General features: G+C 68.8%; 24 protein-coding genes and 1 pseudogene. 13 read left to right on the top strand and 12 right to left on the bottom strand.

The window, feature by feature from the left end; genetic code table 11:
* From sdhA to sdhC, 3 genes are all read right to left on the bottom strand, one after another.
* Nucleotides 1-1,528 (bottom strand): succinate dehydrogenase flavoprotein subunit (gene sdhA / locus QZ847_RS13905; protein WP_294357421.1); only part of this gene is annotated, 1,528 nt, incomplete at its 3' end.
* On the bottom strand, nucleotides 1,528-1,905 hold the full coding sequence (gene sdhD, locus QZ847_RS13900) for a succinate dehydrogenase, hydrophobic membrane anchor protein (RefSeq protein ID WP_093005577.1): 378 nt from the start codon (nucleotides 1,903-1,905) through the stop codon (nucleotides 1,528-1,530). The genes sdhD and sdhA, both read right to left, overlap by 1 nt.
* Nucleotides 1,905-2,339 (bottom strand): succinate dehydrogenase, cytochrome b556 subunit, encoded by a 435-nt coding sequence (gene sdhC / locus QZ847_RS13895; protein ID WP_093005579.1) that lies wholly within the window; start codon nucleotides 2,337-2,339, stop codon nucleotides 1,905-1,907. Before sdhC ends, sdhD begins: the two co-directional genes overlap by 1 nt.
* A 113-nt stretch (nucleotides 2,340-2,452) precedes the next feature.
* Between sdhC and QZ847_RS13890 the strand changes: the two genes are divergently transcribed.
* Genes QZ847_RS13890 through QZ847_RS13880 form a run of 3 tightly spaced genes read left to right on the top strand, consistent with a single transcriptional unit; the run spans nucleotide 2,453 to nucleotide 5,517 of the window.
* A complete protein-coding gene (locus tag QZ847_RS13890) occupies nucleotides 2,453-3,829 on the top strand; it encodes a methyl-accepting chemotaxis protein (RefSeq protein WP_294357416.1) in 1,377 nt (458 codons plus the stop codon).
* Between the two features lie 52 nt (nucleotides 3,830-3,881).
* Nucleotides 3,882-4,580 carry an SDR family oxidoreductase gene (locus QZ847_RS13885; RefSeq protein WP_294357414.1) on the top strand — a complete coding sequence of 233 codons (699 nt, stop codon included), beginning with the start codon at nucleotides 3,882-3,884 and terminating at the stop codon, nucleotides 4,578-4,580.
* Entirely contained in the window at nucleotides 4,570-5,517 is a 948-nt protein-coding gene (locus QZ847_RS13880) for a 50S ribosomal protein L11 methyltransferase (protein ID WP_294357412.1), read from the top strand. Before QZ847_RS13885 ends, QZ847_RS13880 begins: the two co-directional genes overlap by 11 nt.
* A 6-nt stretch (nucleotides 5,518-5,523) precedes the next feature.
* On the opposite strand, the gene QZ847_RS13875 is transcribed toward QZ847_RS13880, so the two are convergent.
* The 3 genes from QZ847_RS13875 to QZ847_RS13865 form a co-directional block, all read right to left on the bottom strand.
* A complete protein-coding gene (locus QZ847_RS13875) occupies nucleotides 5,524-6,126 on the bottom strand; it encodes a DedA family protein (RefSeq protein WP_294357410.1) in 603 nt (200 codons plus the stop codon).
* Nucleotides 6,127-6,172: 46 nt separating this feature from the next.
* A complete protein-coding gene (gshB, locus tag QZ847_RS13870; RefSeq protein ID WP_294357408.1) occupies nucleotides 6,173-7,138 on the bottom strand; it encodes a glutathione synthase in 966 nt (321 codons plus the stop codon).
* 189 nt (nucleotides 7,139-7,327) lie between these two features.
* Nucleotides 7,328-7,708, bottom strand: coding sequence for a YraN family protein (locus tag QZ847_RS13865; RefSeq protein ID WP_294357406.1), 381 nt, complete (start codon nucleotides 7,706-7,708; stop codon nucleotides 7,328-7,330).
* Between the two features lie 124 nt (nucleotides 7,709-7,832).
* Between QZ847_RS13865 and QZ847_RS13860 the strand changes: the two genes are divergently transcribed.
* Nucleotides 7,833-9,596: a methyl-accepting chemotaxis protein gene (locus tag QZ847_RS13860; protein WP_294357404.1), complete on the top strand. Its 1,764-nt coding sequence runs from the start codon at nucleotides 7,833-7,835 to the stop codon at nucleotides 9,594-9,596.
* A 25-nt stretch (nucleotides 9,597-9,621) separates the two neighbouring features.
* Here the strand turns inward: QZ847_RS13860 and rsmI are convergent, their stop codons facing one another.
* Nucleotides 9,622-10,470 carry a 16S rRNA (cytidine(1402)-2'-O)-methyltransferase gene (gene rsmI / locus QZ847_RS13855; RefSeq protein WP_294357403.1) on the bottom strand — a complete coding sequence of 283 codons (849 nt, stop codon included), beginning with the start codon at nucleotides 10,468-10,470 and terminating at the stop codon, nucleotides 9,622-9,624.
* Here rsmI and QZ847_RS13850 point away from each other — a divergent pair.
* Nucleotides 10,469-11,677 carry a penicillin-binding protein activator gene (locus tag QZ847_RS13850; protein ID WP_294357401.1) on the top strand — a complete coding sequence of 403 codons (1,209 nt, stop codon included), beginning with the start codon at nucleotides 10,469-10,471 and terminating at the stop codon, nucleotides 11,675-11,677. The two genes, rsmI and QZ847_RS13850, sit on opposite strands and share 2 nt — an antisense overlap.
* A gap of 19 nt (nucleotides 11,678-11,696) precedes the next feature.
* On the opposite strand, the gene hemW is transcribed toward QZ847_RS13850, so the two are convergent.
* Nucleotides 11,697-12,887: a radical SAM family heme chaperone HemW gene (gene hemW, locus QZ847_RS13845; protein WP_294357399.1), complete on the bottom strand. Its 1,191-nt coding sequence runs from the start codon at nucleotides 12,885-12,887 to the stop codon at nucleotides 11,697-11,699.
* A gap of 11 nt (nucleotides 12,888-12,898) precedes the next feature.
* On the opposite strand from hemW, the gene QZ847_RS13840 reads away from it, so the two are divergent.
* Together QZ847_RS13840 and QZ847_RS13835 are read left to right on the top strand one after the other, a co-directional pair.
* Nucleotides 12,899-13,480 carry a CAP domain-containing protein gene (locus QZ847_RS13840; protein WP_294357398.1) on the top strand — a complete coding sequence of 194 codons (582 nt, stop codon included), beginning with the start codon at nucleotides 12,899-12,901 and terminating at the stop codon, nucleotides 13,478-13,480.
* Between the two features lie 62 nt (nucleotides 13,481-13,542).
* A complete protein-coding gene (locus tag QZ847_RS13835) occupies nucleotides 13,543-15,030 on the top strand; it encodes an aminotransferase class V-fold PLP-dependent enzyme (RefSeq protein ID WP_294357396.1) in 1,488 nt (495 codons plus the stop codon).
* A gap of 2 nt (nucleotides 15,031-15,032) precedes the next feature.
* Here QZ847_RS13835 and QZ847_RS13830 read toward each other — a convergent pair whose 3' ends face one another.
* Nucleotides 15,033-15,191: a hypothetical protein gene (locus tag QZ847_RS13830; RefSeq protein ID WP_294357394.1), complete on the bottom strand. Its 159-nt coding sequence runs from the start codon at nucleotides 15,189-15,191 to the stop codon at nucleotides 15,033-15,035.
* Nucleotides 15,192-15,370: 179 nt separating this feature from the next.
* Here QZ847_RS13830 and QZ847_RS13825 point away from each other — a divergent pair, with 179 nt between their 5' ends.
* Nucleotides 15,371-16,255 carry a PHB depolymerase family esterase gene (locus tag QZ847_RS13825; protein WP_294357391.1) on the top strand — a complete coding sequence of 295 codons (885 nt, stop codon included), beginning with the start codon at nucleotides 15,371-15,373 and terminating at the stop codon, nucleotides 16,253-16,255.
* 42 nt (nucleotides 16,256-16,297) lie between these two features.
* Here QZ847_RS13825 and rdgB read toward each other — a convergent pair whose 3' ends face one another.
* Entirely contained in the window at nucleotides 16,298-16,924 is a 627-nt protein-coding gene (gene rdgB, locus QZ847_RS13820; protein ID WP_294357390.1) for an RdgB/HAM1 family non-canonical purine NTP pyrophosphatase, read from the bottom strand.
* Nucleotides 16,921-17,634, bottom strand: a complete 714-nt coding sequence (rph, locus tag QZ847_RS13815) for a ribonuclease PH (RefSeq protein WP_294357389.1) — start codon at nucleotides 17,632-17,634, stop codon at nucleotides 16,921-16,923. The genes rdgB and rph overlap by 4 nt, the downstream gene beginning before the upstream one ends.
* Nucleotides 17,635-17,749: 115 nt before the next feature.
* Here rph and QZ847_RS13810 point away from each other — a divergent pair, with 115 nt between their 5' ends.
* The 5 genes from QZ847_RS13810 (at nucleotide 17,750) to QZ847_RS13790 (ending at nucleotide 23,097) form a co-directional block, all read left to right on the top strand.
* Nucleotides 17,750-18,244 carry a DUF6438 domain-containing protein gene (locus QZ847_RS13810; protein ID WP_294357388.1) on the top strand — a complete coding sequence of 165 codons (495 nt, stop codon included), beginning with the start codon at nucleotides 17,750-17,752 and terminating at the stop codon, nucleotides 18,242-18,244.
* Between the two features lie 43 nt (nucleotides 18,245-18,287).
* Complete coding sequence (hrcA, locus tag QZ847_RS13805) at nucleotides 18,288-19,349, top strand: heat-inducible transcriptional repressor HrcA (RefSeq protein ID WP_294357386.1); 1,062 nt, start codon at nucleotides 18,288-18,290, stop codon at nucleotides 19,347-19,349.
* 30 nt (nucleotides 19,350-19,379) lie between these two features.
* Entirely contained in the window at nucleotides 19,380-19,925 is a 546-nt protein-coding gene (gene grpE / locus QZ847_RS13800; RefSeq protein WP_294357384.1) for a nucleotide exchange factor GrpE, read from the top strand.
* A gap of 105 nt (nucleotides 19,926-20,030) precedes the next feature.
* Nucleotides 20,031-21,254: a threonine synthase gene (locus tag QZ847_RS13795; RefSeq protein WP_294357382.1), complete on the top strand. Its 1,224-nt coding sequence runs from the start codon at nucleotides 20,031-20,033 to the stop codon at nucleotides 21,252-21,254.
* Nucleotides 21,255-21,318: 64 nt separating this feature from the next.
* On the top strand, nucleotides 21,319-23,097 hold the full coding sequence (locus QZ847_RS13790; protein ID WP_294357381.1) for an aspartyl protease family protein: 1,779 nt from the start codon (nucleotides 21,319-21,321) through the stop codon (nucleotides 23,095-23,097).
* A gap of 10 nt (nucleotides 23,098-23,107) precedes the next feature.
* On the opposite strand, the pseudogene QZ847_RS13785 reads toward QZ847_RS13790, so the two are convergent.
* Nucleotides 23,108-23,452 (bottom strand): annotated as a pseudogene (locus QZ847_RS13785) (gfo/Idh/MocA family oxidoreductase); the annotation flags it as partial.

The following is a 23,452-nucleotide window of genomic DNA, read 5'->3' as shown; positions in this document are numbered from 1 at the left end:
TGTTCCAGATCAGCGAGCGATCCTTGATGCCGATGTCCTTCATCCGGTCATAGGTGGCGCGGATCATCTGGCGACCTTCGGTCAGCAGCTCGTCGGTGCGGAACACGGCGCAGTGGCGCTGCATCGTCTTCTGCATCTCGCTGCGCACCGACGCGGTGGTCGCGCTGCCCGCGGCGTTGCGGAAGTGGTCCAGGCGACCCAGCGCCAGCTCTTCCGAACCCTTGGGCAGCGGCGCGTGCGGCGTGCCGGGCTTCAGCGTGTCCTTGATCCGAAGGCCGGTCGCGCGGCCGAACACGACAAGGTCGATCAGCGAGTTGGAGCCGAGGCGGTTCGCGCCGTGCACCGAGACGCAGGCCGCTTCGCCGACCGCGAACAGGCCGGGGACGACCGAGTCCGGGTTGCCGTCCTTCAGGCGGACGACTTCGCCGTGATAGTTGGTCGGAATGCCGCCCATATTATAGTGGACGGTCGGCGTCACAGGCAGCGGCTGGCGGGTCAGGTCGACACCGGCGAAGATCTTGCCGGTCTCGGTGATGCCGGGCAGGCGCTCGGCCAGCACCTTCGGGTCGATATGGTCGAGATGGAGGTAGATATGATCGCCCTCCTTGCCAACGCCGCGTCCTTCGCGGATTTCCATCGCCATCGAGCGCGACACGACGTCGCGGCTGGCGAGGTCCTTGGCCGACGGCGCGTAACGCTCCATGAAGCGCTCGCCCTCGGAGTTGGTCAGGTAACCGCCTTCACCGCGCGCACCTTCGGTGATGAGGACGCCCGCACCATAGATGCCGGTCGGGTGGAACTGCACGAACTCCATGTCCTGAAGCGGCAGGCCTGCGCGCAGCACCATGCCGCCGCCGTCACCCGTGCAGGTGTGCGCCGAGGTGGCCGAGAAATAGCAGCGACCATAGCCGCCGGTCGCCAGCACGACGTTATGCGCGCGGAAACGGTGGATCGAGCCGTCTTCCATGCACAGCGCGATCACGCCGCGGCAAACGCCGTTTTCCATGATCAGATCGAGCGCGAAATATTCGACGTAGAAGTCGGCGTCGTATTTCAGCGACTGCTGGTACAGCGCGTGCAGCATCGCATGGCCGGTGCGGTCGGCGGCGGCGCAGGTGCGCTGAACCGGCGGACCTTCGCCCATGTTCTGCATGTGACCGCCGAACGGACGCTGGTAGATCGTGCCGTTGTCGTTGCGGCTGAACGGTACGCCGGCGTGCTCCAACTCGTACACCGCCTGCGGCGCCTCACGCACCATATACTCGATTGCGTCCTGGTCGCCGAGCCAGTCGGAGCCCTTGACCGTGTCGAACATGTGCCACGACCAATGGTCGGGTGAGTTGTTGCCGAGGCTGGCGGCGATGCCGCCCTGCGCGGCAACGGTGTGGCTGCGCGTCGGGAACACCTTGGTGATGCAGGCGGTCTTTAAACCGCTTTCCGCGATGCCCATCGTGGCGCGCAGGCCCGAGCCGCCCGCGCCGACGACGACGGCGTCATAGGTATGGTCGATGATCTGATAGGCAGCCATTACTGCGCGGCTCCGAAGGCGATCTTGAGAATGGAGAAGATGGCGACACCGGCAATCGCGGCGGCGTAGACGTTGAGCAGCACAATCGCGACAAAGCGGCTCTGCATCCGCGCGTAATCCTCGATCGCGACCTGCAGCCCCAGGCGGAAGTGGTACACGACCGAGACGACCAGCAGCAGCATCGGGATCGCCGCCCAGGCCGAGCCGAGCCACAGCCGGACGGTTGCGAAATCATAGGCCGGCAGCATCGCCAGCGAGGCGAGCAGCCACACCATCAGCAGCAGGTTGGTGCCAGCGGTCAGTTTTTGATGCCACCAGTGGTGCACGCCCTCGTGCGCGCTGCCGTAGCCGCGGACGCGGCCGAGTTCAGTGCTCATTACTTCAACCCCAGCCAGAGCCAGAACAGGATCGTCATCACGATCGAGAAGACGAAGGTCATTCGCGCGAACAGCTGGTTGGTCTTGAGCTCGAACGCCGCACCCGTGTCCATCACGAGGTGGCGGATGCCGCTCGCCATGTGCTGGAACACCGACCAGGTCAGCCCGATGCCGACGACGTAGCCGACGATGTTCAGGTGCCCGTTCGAGGTGGTGAACACGTCGCGGAAGGTCGCATACGCACTCTCACCCGCTGCGATCGCGGCGAGGAACCACACCAGCAGGATCGCGCCCACCGTCGCCATCACCGCGCCGGTCGCACGGTGCGTGATCGAGGTCAGCATCGCGGGGCTGAAACGGTAGTGGAATTGCATCGGGCCCGTGAAGAGGTGCGGGCTCCTCGGGCGGGATCGGGGGGCGGGTCGGCTGGCCAACGTCGGTTCCTTTCAACTGCATGCCCTTAACCGCCATGCCGCGCGATGCAAGGGTGGTGGCACGTCCGGCACGTCTAACGCGGCATTAACCGGTTGGCGGTACACGCAAGGCCATGACCTTCATGACGCAGCGCCCCGTGCCGACCGATCTGCCGACACCCGGTTCGATCGCGGCGAAACTGGATCTGGCCGCGCGGTTCCGCGTGTTCGATGCCGATGGCCGGCTGGCGACGATGAGCCGCACGACGTGGGAGGCGATCGCGCCCGACGTGGTAGCGATCTCGACCGCTTACTGGCACCAATGGCTGCGCTGTTTCGAGAGCGGCAAGGTGTGGGCGCCGCATGATACCGAGCGGATGATCGAACTCGGCTGCGCGTTCCTTCAGAACCGTTTCCTCCGCACGCGCGAGCGCGACTGGGTCGAATCGATCGAACGCTCGGTCGCGTCGGCCTATGCCGCCGACGTGACGCCGATGGCGCTCCTGTCGATGATCAGCGCGAGCGACCGCGCGGCGCTCGACAGCCTGATGAGCCGCGTGCCGCAGGGTGACCCGCGACTGGCCGAACTGGTCGACACGCTGATGCGGCTTTCGGCGCTCGAAGGCGAGATCACGGTCGAGTTCTACAACGCCTACCGCGAACACAGCGCACAGATCGCGCGCGACCGGCTGGCGGTCGAATTCCGCGATGGCATCGCGGTGACGGTCGAAGCGGCGACCCAGAACGGCGACGGGTTGCGCATGCAGGCGGCGGGCGCGTCGGCCTCGGCGCGCGGCATGCTGGGCAAGGCTAGCGAGGTTGCCGCCGCCGCCGAGCAGTCTGCGGTCGCGATGCGCGATGCCGCCTCGACCGCCGCGGGGCTGATCCGCGCGATCGAGGACGCGCGCGTCGAGGTGGAGGCCGCGGCCGAGATCGCGACCAGGGCGGGGCGACAGGCGGGCGAAGCGGTCAGCGTGTCCGAGGCGCTCAGCGAGCATGCGAAATCGATTGAGTCGATCCTGGGGCTGATCCGCGACATCGCGGGGCAGACCAATCTCCTCGCGTTGAACGCCACGATCGAGGCGGCGCGCGCAGGTGATGCGGGTCGCGGCTTCGCGGTGGTGGCGCAGGAGGTGAAGAGCCTCGCCAACCAGACCGCGCGCGCCACCGACGATATCGCGGGCAAGATCGCGGCGATCCAGACCGCGACGCGCACCACGGTCGACACCTCCGCCTCGATCCGCACGACCGTGCTGGAGGTGCAGGATTCGGCCACGCGCATCCGCCACGCGATGGAGGCGCAGGCGCACACGGTGACCGCGATCACCGCCGCGGTCGACGAAACCGCACTCGCCGCCGACTCGATGTCGCACACGATCGCGGCGATCCGGTCGGATACGGAAGGTGTGGCGAGCGAGATCGACGCGTTGCAGGACGAGTTCGCGCATGTCGGCGCCCGCCTGGAGGCGCTGCGCGGGTCGGCGGAGGAGTTCGCGCGCAGCGTCGCCTGACACGCCTGCGCGGCGTTGCTGCGCCTCGCAAGGCGCCGTACAGCCGCCCGTCATGAGCAACATTCTTCTTACCGGGTCGAGCCGCGGCATCGGCGCGGCAATCGCCGAGGCGCTGACGAGTGCGGGCCATCAGGTCGTGGGCCACGGCACGGCGAGCGGCGTGCCCGCGGACTTCGCCGATCCGAACGCACCGGACAGATTGTGGGACACCGCGCTCGACCGGCTGGGCGGGCGCATCGACGTGCTGATCAACAATGCCGGCGTGTTCGAGGCCAATCCGCTCGATAGCGCCGATGACGCGTGGCTCGCCGGCTGGGAACGGACGATGCAGGTCAATCTGACCGCCTCAGCCGTTCTGTGTCGTCGCGCCGTCCGGCACTGGCAAGAGCAAGGTCGTGGAGGGCGGATCGTCAACGTCGCGAGCCGCGCGGCCTATCGCGGCGACAGTCCGGCGCACTGGCATTATGCCGCGTCGAAGGCTGGCATGGTTGCCATGACCAAGACGATCGCGCGCGGTTACGCGGCCGAGGGCATCCTAGCGTTCGCGATCTGCCCCGGCTTCACGATGACCGGGATGGCCGAGGATTATCTCGCCAGCCGCGGTGGGGACAAGCTGCTCGCCGACATTCCGCTCGGCCGCGTCGCATCACCCGAAGAGGTTGCAGAGACCGCGCGCTGGCTCGCGACCGACGCACCGGCATCGATGACGGGCGCAGTGATCGACGTGAATGGGGCGAGCTATGTCCGCTGATACGATCGATAGCTGGCGCGTCACGCTGCCGTGCACTCGCGCCGAGGCGGAGGCGATCGATGCCGCCGACGACCTGACGATCGACGCGGTGCTGATGACGACCGAGGAGGTCGAGGACGACCGCGAGCACTGGCGGCTCGACGCTTATTGCGAGTATGAGCCCGACGCGGCGATGATCGCCGCGCTTGTTGCCCTTGTGCCGAGCGCGTCGGGCGTCGAGCCGGTGGTCGAGCCGCTGACCGCGCAGGATTGGGTGACGATGAGCCAGGCGGGGCTGGAGCCGATCCGCGAGGGCCGCTTCGTGGTGCATACCAGCGCGCACCCGATTGCGCCGCCCCAGGGTGGCCGCGCGTTCCTGATCGACGCGGGGCAGGCGTTCGGGACCGGGCATCATGCAACAACCGCGGGGTGTCTGGCAATGCTGGACGGATTGTCGGGTAAGGCGTTCGCCAACGTCATCGACCTTGGTACCGGCACCGGGCTGCTCGCCTTTGCCGCGCATCACCTGTGGCCGGGGGCGGCGATCACCGCGACCGACATCGATCCGGCAGCGATCGTGGTGACCGGGGAGAATGCGGCGGCGAACGGCGTGTCGGGACTGCGGCTGGTGGTTGCCGACGGCGCGCTGAGCGACGAGATCGCGGCCGATGCACCCTACGATCTGGTGATCGCCAACATCCTGGCGGGGCCGCTGATCTCGATGGCGCCGGAGGTCGCGGCGATCGCTGGTCCGGGCGCAGCGATCGTGCTGGCGGGGTTGCTGGAAACGCAGCGCGCCGAGGTGGTCGCGGCGTTCGAGGCGTGCGGTTGCGTGCTGGAGGCGGTTGACCGGCGCGGCGACTGGACGATCCTGCGACTGCGCGGCGGCGAGGTGCGCTACGTGCCGACCAAGCCGATCGATCCCAAGGGCCGCGACGGCTGGGCCCTCGATCTGTAGCGCGCCTCAACTACCGCGCGGGTGCCAGGTAATCACGCGGTAGAGGTAGATCAGCACCGCGACGGCCATCAGCACGATGCCGACCGGGCCGACATATTTGTCGAGCTCGGCGTAGCGGGTGCCAAGGTAGTAACCCGCGCCGCCCAGGATCACGTTCCAGATAGCCGAGCCCAGGAACGTCCACAGCATGAAGCGCCACAAGGGCATCGCGGTCATGCCGGCCGGCAGCGAGATCATGGTGCGGAAGGTCGGCATGAAGCGGAACACGAACACGACCCAGCCGCCCTGCCGCTGGAAGAAGGTGTGGATGCGCTCGACATCGTCCCACTCGAGCGTCAGCCAGCGGCCGTGGCGCTCGACGAAGGGGCGGAAGCGCGCGTAGCCGAGCCGGCGGCCGACCTCGTACCAGAACAGGTTGCCGATCGTCGTGCCCGCGGTGCCCCACAGCACCAGCGGCACCATCGCCATCTGCCCGCGCGCGACCGCGATCCCGCCCAGACCCATGATCACCTCCGACGGGATCGGCGGAAAGATGTTTTCCAGCGCCATCAGGAGGAAGATGCCGAGGTAACCGCCCCAGGCGATCCAGTCGAAGATGAGGTTGGTCACGGGCGGATGCGGTCGATCATGCGGTCGGGCAACGGCCGCGCATGCGTCAGCGTTCCGCCACGCGGCGCTCGATCGCGTCCCAGATCATGCCGGCCACGTCGGTGCCGTCAAACCGCTCGATCGCGACGATCCCGGTCGGCGAGGTCACGTTGATCTCGGTCAGCCACTCGCCGCCGATCACGTCGATGCCGACGAAGATCAGCCCGCGGCGCTTCAACTCAGGGCTGAGGATGTCACAAATCTCGCGCTCGCGCGCCGTGAGTTCGGTCTTCTCGGCCGAGCCGCCGACCGCGAGGTTGGAGCGGATCTCGCCCGCACCGGGCAACCGGTTGATCGCGCCCGCGACCTCGCCGTCGACCAGCACGATGCGCTTGTCGCCCTTTGCCACGTCGGGGAGGAACGCCTGCACCATGTGCGGTTCGCGCCAGGTCTGATTGAAGATTTCGAACAGGGCGGACAGGTTGAGCCCGCCTTCCTCGACCTTGAAGATCGCCTTGCCGCCGTTGCCGTGGAGCGGCTTGACCACGATCTGGCCGTGCCTGGCGAGGAACGCGCGCGCTTCCTCCAGGCTGCGGGTGACGAGCGTCGGCGGCATGAAACGCGCATAGTCGAGCACGAACACCTTTTCGGGCGCATTGCGGACGCTCGCGGGATCGTTGACGACGAGCGTGCGGTCGGCGATCCGCTCGAGCAGGTGGGTGGCAGTGATGTAGCCGAGATCGAACGGCGGGTCCTGCCGCATCAGCACCACGTCGGCTTGGTCGCCGAGGTCTAGGCTGACGGGATCGCCGAAGCGGTAATGGTCGCGTGCGCCCGGTGTGCTCGGCGGATGTACGGTGACCGGGTGCGCCTTCGCCCACAGCCGACCGTCCGACCAGTTGAGGTCCTCCGCCTGGTAATGGAACAGGCGGTGCCCGCGCGCTTGCGCGGAGAGCATCAGCGCGAAGGTCGAGTCGCCAGCGACGTTGATCTGGTCGAGCGGGTCCATCTGGACGGCGACGGTGAGCGACATGGTTCCTCCGGGCAGCGTATCCGTGCCGACCTAGGCGCGGGGTGGTCGATTGTCACCCGCGCGCGGCGGGTAAGGCGTGGAAGGTCACTGAGGTCACACACCTACGGATGTGCGCGCGAGGGCGGCGCAACCTTTGCGGCCGTTAGGGCGACCTAGGCATGGTGTGGTCGTGTAGGACAGGCGTCCGTCTTAGCCGATCCAGGCATTCTCGATGTGGCGCGGGCGCGTGCCGGGGGCGAGCAGGATCACGTCGACGCGAATGTCCTCGCCCGGCCCGGCGTAGCGCGGCATCAGCAACTCCGCCGCCGCCGCGACGCGCGCGAGCCGGCGCTGATCGATCGCGTGGTCGAGCTCGGCGGCGGTACGGCGCATCTTCACCTCGACGAAGGCGACGAGATCGCCGCGTCGCGCAACCAGGTCGACCTCGCCTGCGGGGGTGCGCACGCGACGGTCGAGAATGCGCCAGCCCTTCAACCGCAGCCACCATGCCGCCAGCCGCTCACCGCGCCGCCCGCTCGTCTCCGCCGCGCGGCGCTGATCCGGAGAGCGGGTGGGGGCGGGACGGGGCATGCGACAGGGGTGCACGACACCTTGGTGGGCTGCAAGGCGGATGATGCCGATCGATCGTCGCAGGGTGTCACGGCCCGGATGGCATGTCACACGCAGTTAAGAACGCGCGTCTACCCGGCCCAACATGTTCACGCGCGACCACCTGCACTGGCATCGTACCTTGGCGGCTAAGCTGCTGGCACCGATCGCGATCATGCTGCTCGTCGTGCTTGTTCTCGGATTGGCAGGATCGGCGGCGCGACAGCGGATCGTGGCCGCGCATCGCAATGTCGAGGCGCGGCAGAAGGTCCGGGTCGAGTTGATCGAGATCCGATCGCTAAGCCGCTCGCTGCAGCGCGATGCGCTCAATCTGATCGTCGAGCCCGTACCGGCCGAACGCGCCGTCATCACCGACAAGGTCACGAGCCGACTGCGCGAGATGGGGCGCGCGCTTCGACGTCTCGGCGCAGATAAAAACTTCGCGGGCGGCGAACGAAGGACCTTTATCGCGGAACAGCGAGCCGTGATGGCGCTGTTGCACCAGTCCGCCGCACTCGCCACCCAGGGTCGGCGAGCGGACGCGCTCACCCGCTTTCGTGCGCAGGTGCGTCCGGCCGAGCGCCGCGCATCGCGGCTGGCGGACCGGCTGGTGTCCGAACAGGCGCGGGTGGTCGACGAGCAGCTGGCGCGCGCGCGCGCGATCGAACGCCGCGAGACCGTGATGGGCCTCGCCACCAGCGTGCTGCTCTTCATCTTCGCAGCGTCCGTGACGCTGGTGGTTGTGCGGCGGCTGGTGTCACAACCGCTGCGCGACATCGAGGATGCAATGACCCGCCTGGCGGCGGGAGAAGCCGAAGGGTCAACGCCGCACGGCGACCGCGATGACGAGATTGGACGTATGGCCCGCGCAATCGAGGTATTCCGCGCCGCCGCCCGGCATCAGGACGATCTGCGCGCGATGCACGCCGCGCAGCTGGAACGCGCGCTTGCGGCGGAGCGCGGGCAGCGCACGCTCGATCAGGTGCAGGCGGTACGCGATCGGCGATTGGCCGCTGCGGCTAAAGTGCTGGAGCGCAATACGGCGGTGACGTTCGCCGACAGTCGCGCCGCCGCTGCTTCGCTGCACATCGCGGCAAAGACGCTTGCCGACGTGTCGGCATCGACGCGGACCGAACTTGACCAGGTCAAGGCGGCGACCAGCCGCGTGACCACAGGGGCTGCCGACATCGCGGCGGCGACCGATCACTTCATGACCGACCTGGATCGATCGCGAACGGCGACACGCGACGCGGCGAGCGAGGGCCGCGCCGCGGCGGAGCAGGTCGACGCACTGGTCGAGCAGATGCGCCGCGTGGCGGATGACGGTGAGCGTGTCGCGACCGCGATCGACCTGGTCGGTGATATCGCGCGGCAGACCGATCTGCTGGCGTTGAACGCCTCGATCGAGGCGGCGCGTGCCGGAGCGGCGGGGCGCGGCTTTGCGGTGGTCGCGAACGAGGTCAAGGCGTTGGCGCTTGAGGCTGCGCGCGTAACGACTGAGATCGGCCGACGTGTCGAGGGGATGCGGGCGGCGACCGGAGAGGCTGGCGATAGCCTGCGGATCGTTGGTGCGACAGTGGTGCGGCTGGCGGAACAATCCGCCACGCTCGCCGATGAAATCGACGTGCAGACCGAGCAGGGTAGCATCATCAGCCACAATGTCGCGGGCACGGCAGCCGATCTGGATCTGATCGCGTCGCGCGTGTCCGATGCCGCTGTCGGTGCGGCGAAGGTCGATCAGCTATCGAACCAGCTTGGTCACGACGCGAGCGGGATCGCCGCACGTACGGAGCGACTTGGCACGGCGCTGGAGCGGTTCTTTGCCGACCTGAATCAACTCGACGCGCAGGGGACATGCGAGAAGTCGTGAACGCGGGGCGCTTCGCGACGGCCGGCTAGCGTTCGCCCTTCAGCTCCAGCGCGCGGGCGTAGAGTGCCTTGCGGTCGAGGCCGAGCGCTCGGGCAACCTCGCCCGCTGCCTTCGCGGCGGGGAGGCGGGTGAGCGCCTCGGCCAATGCGGTGTCGCCGTCGTCGGCGCTGGCCGGGGCGGGTGGCTCGGGCGGGGCGACGACGACGACGATCTCACCCTTGGGCGGCGCATCGGCGTAGCGTGCGGCGAGGGTAGAGAGGCGGCCGGTGACGGCTTCCTCGAACTTCTTGGTGATCTCGCGCGCGACGGCAGCCTCGCGGTCGCCGAGACCTTCGGCGAGTGCGGACAGGCAGGCGGAAAGGCGCGGGCCGCTCTCATAGAGAACGAGCGTAGCGCGCACGGCGGCGACTTCGGCGATCGCCTCGGCGCGGGCGTGCTGCTTGGAGGGCAGGAAACCGAGGAACAGGAAGCGATCGGTCGGCAGAGCGGCGAGCGTCAGCGCGGCGATCGCGGCGCACGGACCCGGGATCGTCACCACCGCATGGCCCGCGGCGCGCGCGTCGCGGACCAGCTTGTAGCCGGGATCGGAGATGAGCGGGGTGCCCGCATCCGAGACGAGCGCGACCGCCTCGCTCGCCATGCGCGCGATCAGTCCGGGGCGCATCCCTTCCGCATTATGGTCGTGATAGGGGATCATCGGGCGCTTGACCCCGATGTGGCGCAGGAGGCCCGCGGTGACGCGCGTGTCCTCCACCGCGACCGCGTCGGCGCGGCTCAGGATGTCGGCGGCGCGGGGCGAAAGGTCAGCGAGATTGCCGATCGGCGTCGCGACGATGTACAGGCCGGGGGATAGAGGTTCCACGAGGGGTGTCATGGCAGAATCGAAGCGGGGGCCGCAACCGACACGCGCGGTTTCGAAACTGGTCGCGCTGGCGGCGGCAATACTCCTGTCCGCCTGCGCCACCGTCGTGCCACGTGGACCGACGCCGGCGCCCGACCGCGCACCGGTGCAGAAGCCGCGACCGACGCGTGGCCCCGACGCGGGCGGCGTGATCGCAGGCGTGCCGCAGGATGCCGAGCGGAACCGTGTCGCGCTGCTGGTGCCGTTGTCGGGCAGCAACGCGGGCGTCGGGCGCAGCATCGCCAATGCAACGCAGCTGGCATTGCTCGACGCGCGCAGCCAGCAGGTGCGGATCACCAACTATGACACCGCAACCGGTGCGGCGGCAGCGGCGAACCGCGCGATCGCGGAGGGCGCGCAGCTGATCCTCGGCCCGCTGCTGGCCGACGACGTGCGCGCGGTGACGCCGATCGCCAAGCGTGCGGGCGTGCCGGTGATCTCTTTTTCCAACGACGTCAGCGTCGCGGGTAACGGCACCTATGTGATGGGCTACGCGCCGAACCAGTCGATCGAGCGCGTGGTCGCGTTCGCGCGCAGTCAGGGCGTGCAGAACTTCGGCGGGCTGGTGCCCAATGCGCTCTACGGGTCGCGCGCGTCGACCGTGTTCCTGCGCGCGGTCGAGCAGGCGGGCGGGCGCGTCGTGTCGCTGCAGACCTATGATCGTGCGCCGTCGGCCGTTGCGCAGGCGGTGACGCGGATGAACAAGGACGCGCCGTTCGATGCGGTGATGATCGCCGATGGCGGCAGCACCGCGGCGGTGGCAGCGCCCTTGCTCAAGCGCGCGAGCCCGTCGACTCGGCTGCTCGGTACCGAATTGTGGAACTCCGACCGGGCGGTGGCGACACAGGCGGCGCTGAACGGCGCGTGGTTCGCCAGCGTGCCGGACAATCTCTACCGCCAGTACGCGCAAAATTATCGCGCGCGGTTCAGCGCAGGCCCGTACCGCCTGTCGAGCCTGGGTTACGACGCGGTGCTGCTGGTCGTGCGGATCTCGCGCGACTGGCGCGTCGGTAGCGCGTTTCCGCAGAACCGGTTGCGCGACGCGGACGGCTTTGCCGGGATCGACGGCGCGTTCCGCTTCGGTCGCGACGGTGTCGCCGAGCGCGCGCTGGAGGTGCAGGAAGTGCGCGGCGGCACGACGGTGACGGTTTCGCCCGCGCCGACTCGGTTCGACGATTAAGGTGCGGACGGCGGCCGGATCAGGCCGCCGCCGCCTCGTCGGCGCGGACGACGCGCGGCAGGATCGCGTCGAGCAGCAGCATGCCCGCATCGGTGACCGTCAGGTGATCGCCGTCGAGGCGGATCAGATGGGGTAGCTGCGCCACCCCGCGGCGGTCGATCAGCGCGTCGATCGGCAACCCGGTGCGGCGCGTGATGCGGGAAAGGTCGACGCCCTCCGCCAGCCGAAGTCCCATCAGCAACGCCTCCGACGCGCGGGTGCCGGGGGCGAGCGGTTCCTCCACCTCGATGCCGTGGCGGTTGCGGTCGACCGCGGCGAGCCAGTTCTCCGGCTTGCGCCTACGCTGCGTCGCGTGATTACCGCGACGGCCGTGCGCGCCGGGGCCGACGCCGGCATAGTCACGGTAGCGCCAGTAAGCGAGATTGTGACGGCTCTCCGCACCGGCGCGCGCGTGGTTCGACACCTCGTAGGCGGGGATGCCCGCATCTGCAGTGATCGCGCGGGTCAACTCGAACAGGTCGGCGGCGGCGTCGGCGTCGGGAATGACGAGGCGACCGGCGGCGGCCTCGGTCGCGAAGCGCGTGCCTGGCTCGATTGTGAGCTGATAAAGCGACAAATGCTCCGTCCCGAACGCGAGCGCACGGCGCAGCTCCGCTTCCCATGCTTCGATCGGCTGATCGGGACGGGCGTAGATCAGGTCGAAGCTGACGCGCGCGAAATTGGCTTGAGCAGTCTCGAGTGCGCCGAGACCCTCCGCCACATCGTGCGCGCGGCCGAGGAACTGGAGCGCGCGATCGTCGAGCGCCTGCAACCCCAGTGAGACACGGTTGACGCCGGCGGCGGCGAGATCGGCGAAGCGCGCGGCCTCCACCGAGGAGGGGTTCGCCTCCAGCGTAATTTCGAGGTCGGAGTCGGGTGCCCAGGCGGCGGTGGCAGCATCGATGATCGCGGCGACGGTCGCGGGCGGCATCAGCGAGGGCGTGCCGCCGCCGAAGAAGATCGAGCCGAGCCGGCGTCCGGGCAGCACAGCGACCTCGTAGGCGAGATCGAGCAGCAAGGCGTCACGCCAGCGTGCCTGGTCGACGGTCTCGCGCACGTGGCTGTTGAAGTCGCAATAAGGGCATTTGGAGACGCAGAACGGCCAGTGGACGTAGAGCGCGAGCGGTTCGTCCTCGCTCATCGCAGGGGTATCAGGATTGTCGGGCGTCATGCCGCGCCCATATGGCGGCGATGACGCCGAAACGCCACGCTGCGCTGCTCGCCCTAGCTTTGTCGGTGATCGTGCTGCCGGCGTGTTCGGCAGGCAAGAGCGCGCCTGCGCCTGAGCGGGTAGTGGAGGCGCGGACCAGCGATGCGCCGGCGCAGCGAGGGCGTGCGCTGCTGCAACGCGTCATGCTGTCGCGGCACAATGCGGCGCGCGCTGAGCTCGGGCTGACATCGCTGGCGTGGGACGACGCGCTTGCGCGTGATGCGCAACGCTACGCCGAGCAGATGGCGCAGAGCGGCCGCTTCGCGCACGCCGACCAACATGGGCAAGGCGAGAATCTGTTCACCGGCACGCGCGGCGCTTATTCCTACGCCGAGATGATCGACCTGTGGCTGGCCGAGCGGCGCGATTTCGTCAACGCACCGACGCCGGGGTTCAGCCGCACCGGGCGCGCGGGCGATGTGGCGCATTACACGCAGATCGTCTGGCGCGGCACGCGCGCAATCGGCTGCGCGCTGGCCGCGAACGCGAGAGACGACTTCCTCGTATGCCGCTACTCGCCCCCCGGTAATGTCGTCGGCGAGCGCGCTTACTGATTTATTTTCATGACATAGGTGGAACGGTAGGACACGCGGGGACAGGGCAGCGTTCCTGCCGCATGGATCAGACCCAGGCACCCATTCTCGACGCGTTGCAGCAGATCGAGCGTCGCAAGGTTCACGGTTTCGGCGCGCCGGGGCATCATCAAGGCGCCGCGCTGCCGCGCGATCTCGCCAAGGTGCTGGGCAAGCGCGTGTTCGAGGCCGATGTGATCACGCCCAAGGGGCTGGACGATCGAACCGAGGGCGAACACGTGCTGCAACGCGCGCACGAGATCGCGGCGGAGGCTTGGGCTGCGGATTTCTGCCGCTTCGTGACGGGTGGGTCGACGCAGAGCCTTCACACCGCGCTCGCTGCGGTGGCGGGGCCGGGCGATACCGTGCTGCTCGCCGCGAACGTCCACAAGGCCGAGCGCGCGCATGCGCTGGCAGTCGGATTGAAGGCCGAGATCGTCCCGGTGATGATCGACGACGCGTTCGACATCGAGCACGGTGTCGCACCGGAGGCGCTGACCGCGGCGCTCGACGCCCATCCGGATGCGAAAGCCTTCGTCGTCGTCTCACCAACCTATTTCGGGGTCACCAGCGACATCGGAGCGCTGTCGGCGATCTGCCATGCGCGCGGCGTGCCGCTGATCTGCGACGCCGCATGGGGCGGCGCGTTCGCCTTCTGCGAGGCGCTGCCCGACGATGCGCTGACCAAGGACGCCGATGTCGCGGTCTACAGCGTTCACAAGACAATGGGTGCGCTGACGCAAGGATCGGCGCTGTTGGCGCAGGGCGAACTGGTCGACCGCCAGCGGTTGTGGATGGCGTATGAGCTTTTCGAGACGACCAGCCCGTCGGTGCCGATCCTCGCCAGCCTGGACGTGGCGCGGCGCGAGCACGCGCTGCACGGCGAGGCAATCTGGGGCAAGGCGCTGGAGCGCGCGGCGGACCTCCGGCGTCGGCTGGGCAAGATCAAGGGCGTGCGCGTGTTCGGGCGCGACGACCTGCCCGCGGGCAGCGATCTCGACGAAACCAAGGTGCTGGTCGACGTGAGCGCGCTGGGCGCGTCGGGCTACGCGATCGACGACTGGCTCAACAAGGAATACCGTGTGAGCGTAGGATTGTCCGACGCGCGGCACCTGCTGGCGATCGTCGCGCCGGGCACGACGGCCACCGACGTGCGCGCGCTCGCCCGCGGGCTGGCGGCGTGCGCGAAGGGGTTGCGCAAGGGCACGCTGTTACTCGCACCCACTGGCGAGGCGCCGCCGCTGCGTTCGCTCGGCGTCGAGATGGCGATGGAGGCGGGCGAAGCGCTGTTCGGTGCGGCCGAGCAGGTGCCGCTAGGAGAGGCCGAAGGCCGAGTCGCGGCGGAAATGATTGCGCCTGCGCCCCCTGGCGTACCACGGCTGGTGCCGGGGCAGCGGATCAGCGCCGCACATGTTGCCTGGCTCACCGCCAATCGCGACGCGGGCGCATTCTTCCTCGATCCGATCGACCCGAGCGAGCGGATGATCCGAGTGGTGGCGGAAGCGCCGCCGCAGGCGCTCGCCGCCGAGTGAGATCAACCCCCGCGGATACGCGCGTGCTGTACCAAGCGGCAGGTCCAGGCGAGCGAGGCGAGGATAACGAGTGGCATGCCCGCGAGCGGTACGATCTGGGTAGCGGCAAAGGCGGCAAGCGCGATTGCGGCGGCGACGAGAAGACGGGTACGTGGCGACATCGTCATTCTCCCGCCAACCAGCATTGCAGGCGTGACCGGCGGGTGCAATGACGCGGTGCCTGTCACCTCACTTTCCTGACCAGGCGCATGGAAGGCGGTGTGTGATCAAGGATCACGCCGCCTCGCTCAGTGCTGTTGGTTGGTTCGACCGTGTCGTGAACCACGCTAAGGTGCCGCGCATGCCTGCTCGCTTTGCGCTCGCCGTGCTTCTGGGCACCCTTGCCGTCATCTTCGCGCTACCCGCCGCCGCTGCGCCGGTCTGTCGCGTAGACGCATTGAACGCGTTGCCGGAGCGTGCGCTGGTGCATCTGTCAGCCACAGTAACGAACGAAGCGATGCCGCTGGTCATCCTGCTTCACGGCAGCACCGGCACGGGCGCGCAGATGCTGCGCGACAGCGGGCTTGCTGCGACTGCCGATCGGCACGGCTTCGTCGTTGTCGCGCCCGATGGCGGGATTGCGGCGGGACATGGCTTCGTCTGGGATATTCCGGGCGTGCAGACCGTCACGGGTGCGATGCCGCCGGCCAGCGCGCGCGACGACGTTGCGTATGTGACCGGGCTGATCGATCGGTTGGTGGCGACCGGCTGCGTCGATCCGGCGCGCGTTTATGCGACGGGGCTGTCGGGCGGCGGCCGGATGACCTCGTGGCTGGGCTGTGTCGCCGCGCAACGCTTCGCGGCGATCGCACCGGTGGTGGGGCTGCGCGCGGGACGGCCGCTCGCCGGTGAGCCGATGCGGCCCGATCCGGCAACGTGCCGCCCAGACGCACGGATGCCGGTGCTCGCCTTCTCGGGCGATGCCGACACGACCAATCCGATCGCGGGCGGCGGCGCGCCATATTGGCAATACGCGCAGGTAGCGGCGTTGCAGCGCTGGGCGGTGATCGACGGCTGCAGCGAGCCCTACGCACGCGTGATCGACGCGCGGACCTATGAACAAGGCTATGCACGCTGCCCGGACGGGGCAAGCGTCGCGGCGCGGGTGGTACGCGGCGGCACGCACAGCTGGTCGGTGGTCGACAATGAGGCGATGTGGGCGTTCCTGTCGCGACATCGCCGCTGACGGGAACGGTAGGGGCGCAGTAACCGCCGCACCCCGTTTGGATCAGAACACCGCCGCGACCATCTGCCGGAACGCGTCGCCGCGGTGGCTGATCTCGTTTTTGGCGGGCTCGTCCATCTCGCCGAAGGTCACGTCGTGACCAACGGGCACGAAGACGGGATCGTAGCCGTGACCCTTGTCACCGCGCGGAGGCCAGACGAGCGTGCCGTCGACGCGGCCCTCGAACCACTCGACGTGGCCGTCGGGCCAGGCGAGCGCCAACGCGCAGACGAAGTGCGCGTCGCGCGGCGGGTTGTCCTGCGCGGCAAGCTTGTCCTCGACCAGCCGCATCGCGTGGCCGAAATCCTTGTTCTCGCCGCCCCAGCGCGCGGAGAAGATGCCGGGGTCTCCGCCCAGCGCATCGACGCACAGCCCGCTGTCGTCAGCGAGCGCGGGGAGGCCTGACAGGTCGGCGGCGGCGCGCGCCTTCAGCTCCGCGTTCATGACGAAGGTAGTGCCGGTCTCCTCCGGTTCGGGCAGGTCGAGCGCGCCCGCCGAGACGACGTCGAGCCCGCGCCCCTCTAGCAATGCCGCGATCTCGCGCACCTTGCCCGCGTTGTGGCTGGCGATCACCAGCTTGCCGGGTTGGAGCTTGCGGATCGCCTGCGGTTCTTTGCCCTCGCCGCTCATTGCGTGGCGCGGTCCTGCGCCGCGAAGATCTCGGTGCAGCCGATGCGGGCGAGGCGGAGCAGGCGGAGCAAAGCCTCCTCGTCATAGGTGGCGTGCTCGGCGGTCGCCTGCGCTTCGGCGATGTTGCCGTTGCCGAGCAGGACGAAATTGCCGTCGGCATCGGCGTTCGAATCCTCGTCATAGTCGAGGTCGAGCACCGGCTGTCCCTGGTAGATGCCGCACGACACCGCCGCGACCTTCTGCGTGATCGGGTCGGCGGTGAGTTTCCCCTGCGCCATCAGCGTGTTGACCGCGAGGCGGAGTGCGACCCACGCGCCCGAGATCGCGGCGGTGCGCGTGCCGCCATCGGCTTGGATCACGTCGCAGTCGAGCGTGATCTGCCGCTCGCCCAGAAGCTTCATGTCGGTGACCGCGCGCAAGCTACGCCCGATCAGCCGCTGGATTTCCTGCGTACGACCCGACTGCTTGCCCTTCGCCGCCTCGCGGCTGCCGCGGGTGTGGGTGGCGCGGGGGAGCATGCCGTATTCGGCGGTGACCCAGCCCTGGCCCTTGCCGCGCAGGAACGGCGGTACGCGCTCCTCGACGCTCGCCGTGACGAGCACGCGCGTGTCGCCGAAACCGATCAGCACCGAACCCTCGGCGTGGCGGGTGAAATGGGGCTCGATCGTGATGGCGCGCATCTGGTCGGGCGCACGGCCGCTGGGACGCATGGGAACTCCTCGGGGTAAATAGTCGGTGATGGCCGTAGCGGGTGGCGGGGGGTGACGCCAGAGCGGGCGGGCGTGTTCATGGCGGTGACACGATCGCAGGGGTAGGGGTGATATGATGAGAACCTCGATCCTGCTCGCCGCCGCCGCGCTGACCTTGTCGGCCTGCGCCACCACGCGAACCGCACCGCCTGTGGCTGCACCCGCCGCGGCCACGCGGATCACCTATGACACCAGCGCATGCTACGGCACCTGCCCGGTCTATTCGGTGACGGTGGACACGGGCAGCGGCGCGGGCGAGTTCGTCGGAACGCAGCATGTTGCGGCGAGCGGTATCACGCGGTTTCAGGCGACGCCGGCGCAGGCACGCGCGTTCGGCGAGGCGGTGGCTGAACTCCGCACGGTCGCGGGCGAGGGGATCGTTCCGGAGTCACCACGCTGCCGCACGCTCGTGAGCGACATGCCCGGGCTGACGGTGACGTGGCAGGCGGGCAGCGAGCAAACGGTCAAGCGCGTTGATTACGGCTGCTTCGACGAGGCGAACAAGGCGCTGTTCGCGCGGCTGCGGAATGCGCCGGGGCTGCTGCCGATTGCTGCGCTGATCGGAAAATAGCCGCGGCTTGTCGGCGGACGGCGGGCGTGCCTACATCATGTCCATGAGCGCGACCCCGCCGATCGCCGAACTGTCCGACCGCGCGCGCGACATCTTCCGCCGTGTCGTCGATGGTTATCTGCACGACGGGCAACCGGTGGGATCGAAGACGCTGGCACAGGCCGGGCTCAACCTGTCGCCCGCCTCGATCCGCGGAGTGCTGGCGCAACTGGAGGCGATGGGCCTGCTCGCGGCGCCGCACACCAGCGCGGGACGGATGCCGACCGAGCGCGGTTTGCGGCTGTTCGTCGACGGCATGATGCAGGCGACCGAGCCGAGCGCGGAGGAGCGCGCGCAGATCGAGGCACGCGCCGCCAACCGCGGGCCGGTCGAGGAAGCGCTGGCGGCGACGACCGCGGCACTGTCGGGCCTGTCGGCGTGCGCGGGGCTGGTGATGGTGCCCAAGCGTGAGGCGGTGCTGCGCTCGATCGGGTTCGTGCCGCTTGGATCTGGAAATGGTGGGGGGCAGGCCCAAGCCTTGGCGGTGCTGGTGGCGGAGGACGGCGGGGTCGAGAACCGTGTCGTTGACCTGCCGCCGGGCGTGAGTGCGTCGGCGCTGGTCGAGGCGGGCAATTACATGACCGCGACGCTGGGCGGGCTGACGCTGGTTGAAGCGCGCGCGCGGATCGAGCGCGAATTGGGCGAGGGGCAGAGCGCGCTCGACGCCGCGGCACGCACGCTGGTCGAACGGGGCCTGGCGGTGTGGAGCGAGGATGGTGCCAGGCGATCGGTGCTGATCGTGCGCGGGCAGGGGCGGCTGCTCGACGACGCGGCGGCGGCGGACCTGGAGCGGGTGCGCGAACTGCTCGACGACTTGGAGGGCAAGCAGGAGGTCGCGGCGCTGCTGGGCGCGGCGAGCGCGGGGGATGCGACGCGCATCTTCATCGGCGCGGAGAACAAGCTGTTCGCGCTGTCGGGCTCGTCGGTGATCGCCAAGCCGTTCCGCGGGCACGATGGGCGCGTCGTCGGCGTCGTCGGCGTGATCGGGCCTACGCGGTTGAACTACGCGCGGATCGTGCCGATAGTGGATTTCACCGCGGCGACGCTCGCCCGCCTGATGGGTTGAGCGACGCCGGCATCTATCACAGGGGCAACAATGGCCGACGAGACGACCGAAGACCTGCGCGAACAGACCGCCGAGGCAGCACCCGAGCTGGCCGAGCACGACGGACAGGCCGCGCGCATCACCGAGCTTGAAGAGCAGCTCGCCGCCGCGCAGCAGGAAACGCTGTACGCGCGCGCCGACATCCAGAACGTGCGCCGCCGCGCAGAGAAGGACGCCGCCGACGCGCGCGCTTATGCCGCGACCAATTTTGCGCGCGACGTGCTGTCGGTCGCGGACAACCTCGAGCGCGGGCTCGCCGCGATCCCGGCCGATTTGCGTGAGGACGACAAGTTCAAGGGGCTGGTCACCGGCCTTGAGGCGACGGGCCGCGAGCTGGAAAAGGTGTTCGAGCGCAACGGCATCACGCGCATCGTCGCAATGGGCGAGCCGCTCGACCCCAACAAGCACCAGGCGATGATGGAGATGCCGAGCGACCAGGCGCCGGGCACGATCGTGCAGGAGATGCAGTCGGGCTGGATGATCAAGGATCGGCTGCTGCGCCCCGCGCTCGTCGCGGTGGCGAAGAAGCCGGACTGAGCGGCGACGTTTCGATCGGGGCGAGGGCGGGGACGATGTCTCCGCCCTTTCTCGTTTCGGCGTCGGGCATTGTTTCGCGCGGGCGGCGCGGTAGAGTCCGGCGGCATGAACGAGAATCTGTCCGCCGATCGTCCGACCTTCGTCACGCACCTAGAATGTTCGATGACGGGGGAGCGATACGAGGCCGATCAGCTCCACAACCTGTCGCGGGTCGGGCGACCGCTGCTGGTGCGCTATGATCTGAACGCGGTGGGGCAGGCATTATCGCGCGACCAGCTCGCCGCGCGCGAGACCGGCCTGTGGCGCTGGCGCGAGCTGCTGCCCGTGCGTCATACGCGCGACATCGTCAGCCTGGGCGAGATCGAGACGCCGCTGATCCCGGTGCCGAAAAGCGGCGGCGCTAACGTGCTGGTCAAGGACGAGGGACGGCTGCCGACCGGCAGTTTCAAGGCGCGCGGGCTCGTCATGGCGGTGGCGATGGCTAAGGAGCTGGGTGTGACCCGCATCGCGATGCCGACCAACGGCAACGCGGGCGCGGCGCTCGCCGCCTATGCGACGCGCTGCGGGATCGAGACGATCGTCTTCTGCCCGGAGGACACGCCCGAGATCAACGTGCGCGAGATCCAGGCGCAGGGCGCGCGGGTGTGGCGCGTCAACGGGTTGATCGACGATTGCGGCGCGATCGTGGGGAAGGGCGCCGCGGAAGGGCGCTGGTTCGACTTCTCGACGCTGAAGGAGCCGTACCGGATCGAGGGCAAGAAGACGATGGGGCTGGAGCTCGCCGCGCAGATGGGCTGGCGGCTTCCAAGCGCGATCTTCTATCCGACCGGCGGGGGCACGGGCCTGATCGGGATGTGGAAGGCGTTTGACGAGCTCGAGCGGTTGGGCTGGATCGGTTCGGAACGTCCGCGGATGTACGCGGTGCAGGCGTCGGGCTGCGCGCCGATCGTACGCGCGTTCGAGGCGGGTGAGGAACATGCGGAGCGCTGGGAAGACGCGCATACGGTCGCGGCGGGCATCCGCGTGCCGCGCGCGGTGGGCGACTTCCTGATCCTGCGCGCGGTGCGCGACAGCGGCGGCAAGGCGTTGGGCGTCGGCGACCCGGCCATCCTGAAGGCGGTCGACGAGTGCGCGCGGCGCGACGGATTGCTGCTGTGCCCCGAGGGCGGCGCGACGCTGGCGGCGTACAAGCAGGCGCTCAAGGACGGCGAGGTCGACGAGGACGAGGAAGTCGTGCTGTTCAACTGCGCCACCGGCCTCAAATACCCGATGCCCGAAGCGCCCAACTGGCTCGACCGTCACGGCGCAATCGACTTCGATCAATTGTAATGTTCCGCCAATTGCGCCGTCACGTGGCGGCGCTAGGCTCTCGCCCGAAAAAGGGTGAGGGCGTATGGGGCGGAACAGGGTAGCGGGCGTCGTAGTCGGGGTGCTGGCAGGCGTCGCGGGGGCAACGATGCCTGCGCTGGCGTCGGCCGAGTGCAAGGTCGCGGTCGCGGCCGAACTGCCGGTGACGATGGCGGGCAGGCGGCCGATGGTGACCGCGAAGTTCGGCGACAAGACCGCGCGCTTCATCCTCGACAGCGGCGCCTTCTACAGCACGCTGTCGCTCGCCTCCGCGCAGGAGTTCGGGTTGAAGGTGGTCGATCTGCCGTTCCTGCACGTGCGCGGCGTGGGTGGATCGGCGAATGCGGGCGCTGCCACCGCGACCAACTTCTCGATTGCGGGCATTCCGCTGCGCAAGGCCGACTTCGTCGTGGCGGGCAGCGACACCGGATCGGCCGGGCTGCTCGGGCAGAACATCTTGGGTGTGCTCGACGTCGAATATGACCTGCCGCACGGCGTCGTACGGCTGATCGAGACCAAGGGCTGCGGCAGCACCAATCTCGCTTATTGGGCGAACGGGCGACCGATCAGTGCATTGAAGCTGATCGGGCGGAGCGACGGCATGTTCAAGCCGCACACGGTCGGCAAGATCCAGATCAACGGCGGCGACGTGAACGCGACGTTCGACACCGGCGCCGAATCCTCGCTGATGTCGCGCTCGGTTGCCAAGCGGCTGGGGGTGACGCCCGACAGCGCCGGGGTGATGAGCGTCGGGTTCGGCACCGGTATCGGACGGCGCGGCGTGCAGACGTGGCGCGCACCCTTCACCAACATCGATATCGGCGGCGAGAAGCTGAACCGCCCGGTCATCAATATCGCCGATATGGAGATGGGCGATACCGACATGCTCGTCGGCATCGACTTCTTCCTGACGCACCGCGTGTTCGTTTCGAACGCGACCAAGACGATGTTCTTCACCTACGAAGGCGGGCCGTTGTTCGGGCAGAATCCCAGGCGAGCGGTGACCGACACTGGATCGGTGATCGACCTGTCCGATCGATCGCCGGCGCCGACTGACGCGGCGGGGTTCAGCCGGCGGGGTGCGGCCTTTGCCTCGAACGGGAAGCGCGCGGCCGCGCTGGCCGATTTCGACAAGGCGATTGCGATGGCACCGGGCGAAGGCCATTATTATTACCAGCGCGCGATGCTGCGGCTGTCGGGCGACCGCGCCGAGTTCCTTCGGGCGCGCGGCGACCTCGATCGTGCGATCACGCTGGCACCGAACGATGCCGAGGCGCGGCTGACGCGCGCGGCGGTGCGGATCAGGGCCGACGAGCGCGCCGGCGCGCTGGAGGACGTGCGCGCCGCTGACCGCACGCTCGCACCATCGGCCGACCAGCGGCTGCGCGTGGCGACGATGCTGACCGAGCTGGGCCAGCCCGAGGAAGCGGTCGGCAATCTCGATCGCTGGCTGAAGAGCCATCCCGAGGACAGCAGCCGCGCGACGGCCTTCAACGGCCGTTGCTGGGCGCGCGCGGTCGCGAACACCGCGCTCGACGAGGCGCTGGCGGACTGCGATCGTGCGTTGAAGCTGCGCCCGAATGCAGCGACGTACCTCGACAGCCGCGCGCTCGTCTATCTGCGGCAGGGCGCGTGGCCGCGCGCGATCGCGGACTATGACGAGGTGGTCAAGCGCGAGCCGGCGAACGCCTGGTCGCGCTATGCGCGCGCGGTGGCGCTGAAACGCAGCGGCGACACGACGCGCGGCGACGCCGAGCGCACCGCCGCGCTCAAGCTGGAACCGCACGTGGAGGCGCGCGCCAAGCGGTACAATTTGAGCTACTAGGTCAACGCGTTTACTTGCCTGCGTAGATGCGGTCGAGCGCGCGCGCGGTGGCGACGAACTCGTCCGCCTGCGCGTCGAAGCGCGGGCTCCCGGCCAAGCGGCGTGCCCAGTCGATCGCGGCGCGGCCGCCCCATTCCTCCGGCGGGCTGGCGATGACGTGCGCCTGCGTGCCGGTGTTGTGCGTGGTGGTGAAATCGTAGAACGAGCCGCCGACGTTGCGCATCGTGGCGCCACCATCCGTGCCGTAGAAGCTCGCCTCGATCACCGCGTCCTGTCCGGCGTGGAGCCGCCACGAGCAGGCGAGCCGGACCGCCACGTCATTGTCGAGCGTCAGCGTCGCGACGGCGTAATCCTC

The sequence above is a fragment of the uncultured Sphingomonas sp. genome (assembly GCF_913778135.1).
GTDB lineage: Bacteria > Pseudomonadota > Alphaproteobacteria > Sphingomonadales > Sphingomonadaceae > Sphingomonas.
The sequence above is the reverse complement of the archived record's forward strand: the minus strand, read 5'-3'. Positions and strand labels throughout refer to the sequence as shown.

What these genes read in the sequence shown, in the direction of transcription:
- sdhD (WP_093005577.1), bottom strand. Translation starts at nt 1,905, where the DNA reads ATGAGCACTGAACTCGGCCGCGTCCGCGGCTACGGCAGCGCGCACGAG.
- QZ847_RS13890 (WP_294357416.1), top strand. Translation starts at nt 2,453, where the DNA reads ATGACCTTCATGACGCAGCGCCCCGTGCCGACCGATCTGCCGACACCC.
- QZ847_RS13885 (WP_294357414.1), top strand. Translation starts at nt 3,882, where the DNA reads ATGAGCAACATTCTTCTTACCGGGTCGAGCCGCGGCATCGGCGCGGCA.
- QZ847_RS13880 (WP_294357412.1), top strand. Translation starts at nt 4,570, where the DNA reads ATGTCCGCTGATACGATCGATAGCTGGCGCGTCACGCTGCCGTGCACT.
- gshB (WP_294357408.1), bottom strand. Translation starts at nt 7,138, where the DNA reads ATGTCGCTCACCGTCGCCGTCCAGATGGACCCGCTCGACCAGATCAAC.
- QZ847_RS13865 (WP_294357406.1), bottom strand. Translation starts at nt 7,708, where the DNA reads ATGCCCCGTCCCGCCCCCACCCGCTCTCCGGATCAGCGCCGCGCGGCG.
- QZ847_RS13860 (WP_294357404.1), top strand. Translation starts at nt 7,833, where the DNA reads ATGTTCACGCGCGACCACCTGCACTGGCATCGTACCTTGGCGGCTAAG.
- QZ847_RS13850 (WP_294357401.1), top strand. Translation starts at nt 10,469, where the DNA reads ATGGCAGAATCGAAGCGGGGGCCGCAACCGACACGCGCGGTTTCGAAA.
- rsmI (WP_294357403.1), bottom strand. Translation starts at nt 10,470, where the DNA reads ATGACACCCCTCGTGGAACCTCTATCCCCCGGCCTGTACATCGTCGCG.
- hemW (WP_294357399.1), bottom strand. Translation starts at nt 12,887, where the DNA reads ATGACGCCCGACAATCCTGATACCCCTGCGATGAGCGAGGACGAACCG.
- QZ847_RS13840 (WP_294357398.1), top strand. Translation starts at nt 12,899, where the DNA reads ATGGCGGCGATGACGCCGAAACGCCACGCTGCGCTGCTCGCCCTAGCT.
- QZ847_RS13835 (WP_294357396.1), top strand. Translation starts at nt 13,543, where the DNA reads ATGGATCAGACCCAGGCACCCATTCTCGACGCGTTGCAGCAGATCGAG.
- QZ847_RS13830 (WP_294357394.1), bottom strand. Translation starts at nt 15,191, where the DNA reads ATGTCGCCACGTACCCGTCTTCTCGTCGCCGCCGCAATCGCGCTTGCC.
- QZ847_RS13825 (WP_294357391.1), top strand. Translation starts at nt 15,371, where the DNA reads ATGCCTGCTCGCTTTGCGCTCGCCGTGCTTCTGGGCACCCTTGCCGTC.
- rdgB (WP_294357390.1), bottom strand. Translation starts at nt 16,924, where the DNA reads ATGAGCGGCGAGGGCAAAGAACCGCAGGCGATCCGCAAGCTCCAACCC.
- rph (WP_294357389.1), bottom strand. Translation starts at nt 17,634, where the DNA reads ATGCGTCCCAGCGGCCGTGCGCCCGACCAGATGCGCGCCATCACGATC.
- QZ847_RS13810 (WP_294357388.1), top strand. Translation starts at nt 17,750, where the DNA reads ATGAGAACCTCGATCCTGCTCGCCGCCGCCGCGCTGACCTTGTCGGCC.
- hrcA (WP_294357386.1), top strand. Translation starts at nt 18,288, where the DNA reads ATGAGCGCGACCCCGCCGATCGCCGAACTGTCCGACCGCGCGCGCGAC.
- grpE (WP_294357384.1), top strand. Translation starts at nt 19,380, where the DNA reads ATGGCCGACGAGACGACCGAAGACCTGCGCGAACAGACCGCCGAGGCA.
- QZ847_RS13795 (WP_294357382.1), top strand. Translation starts at nt 20,031, where the DNA reads ATGAACGAGAATCTGTCCGCCGATCGTCCGACCTTCGTCACGCACCTA.
- QZ847_RS13790 (WP_294357381.1), top strand. Translation starts at nt 21,319, where the DNA reads ATGGGGCGGAACAGGGTAGCGGGCGTCGTAGTCGGGGTGCTGGCAGGC.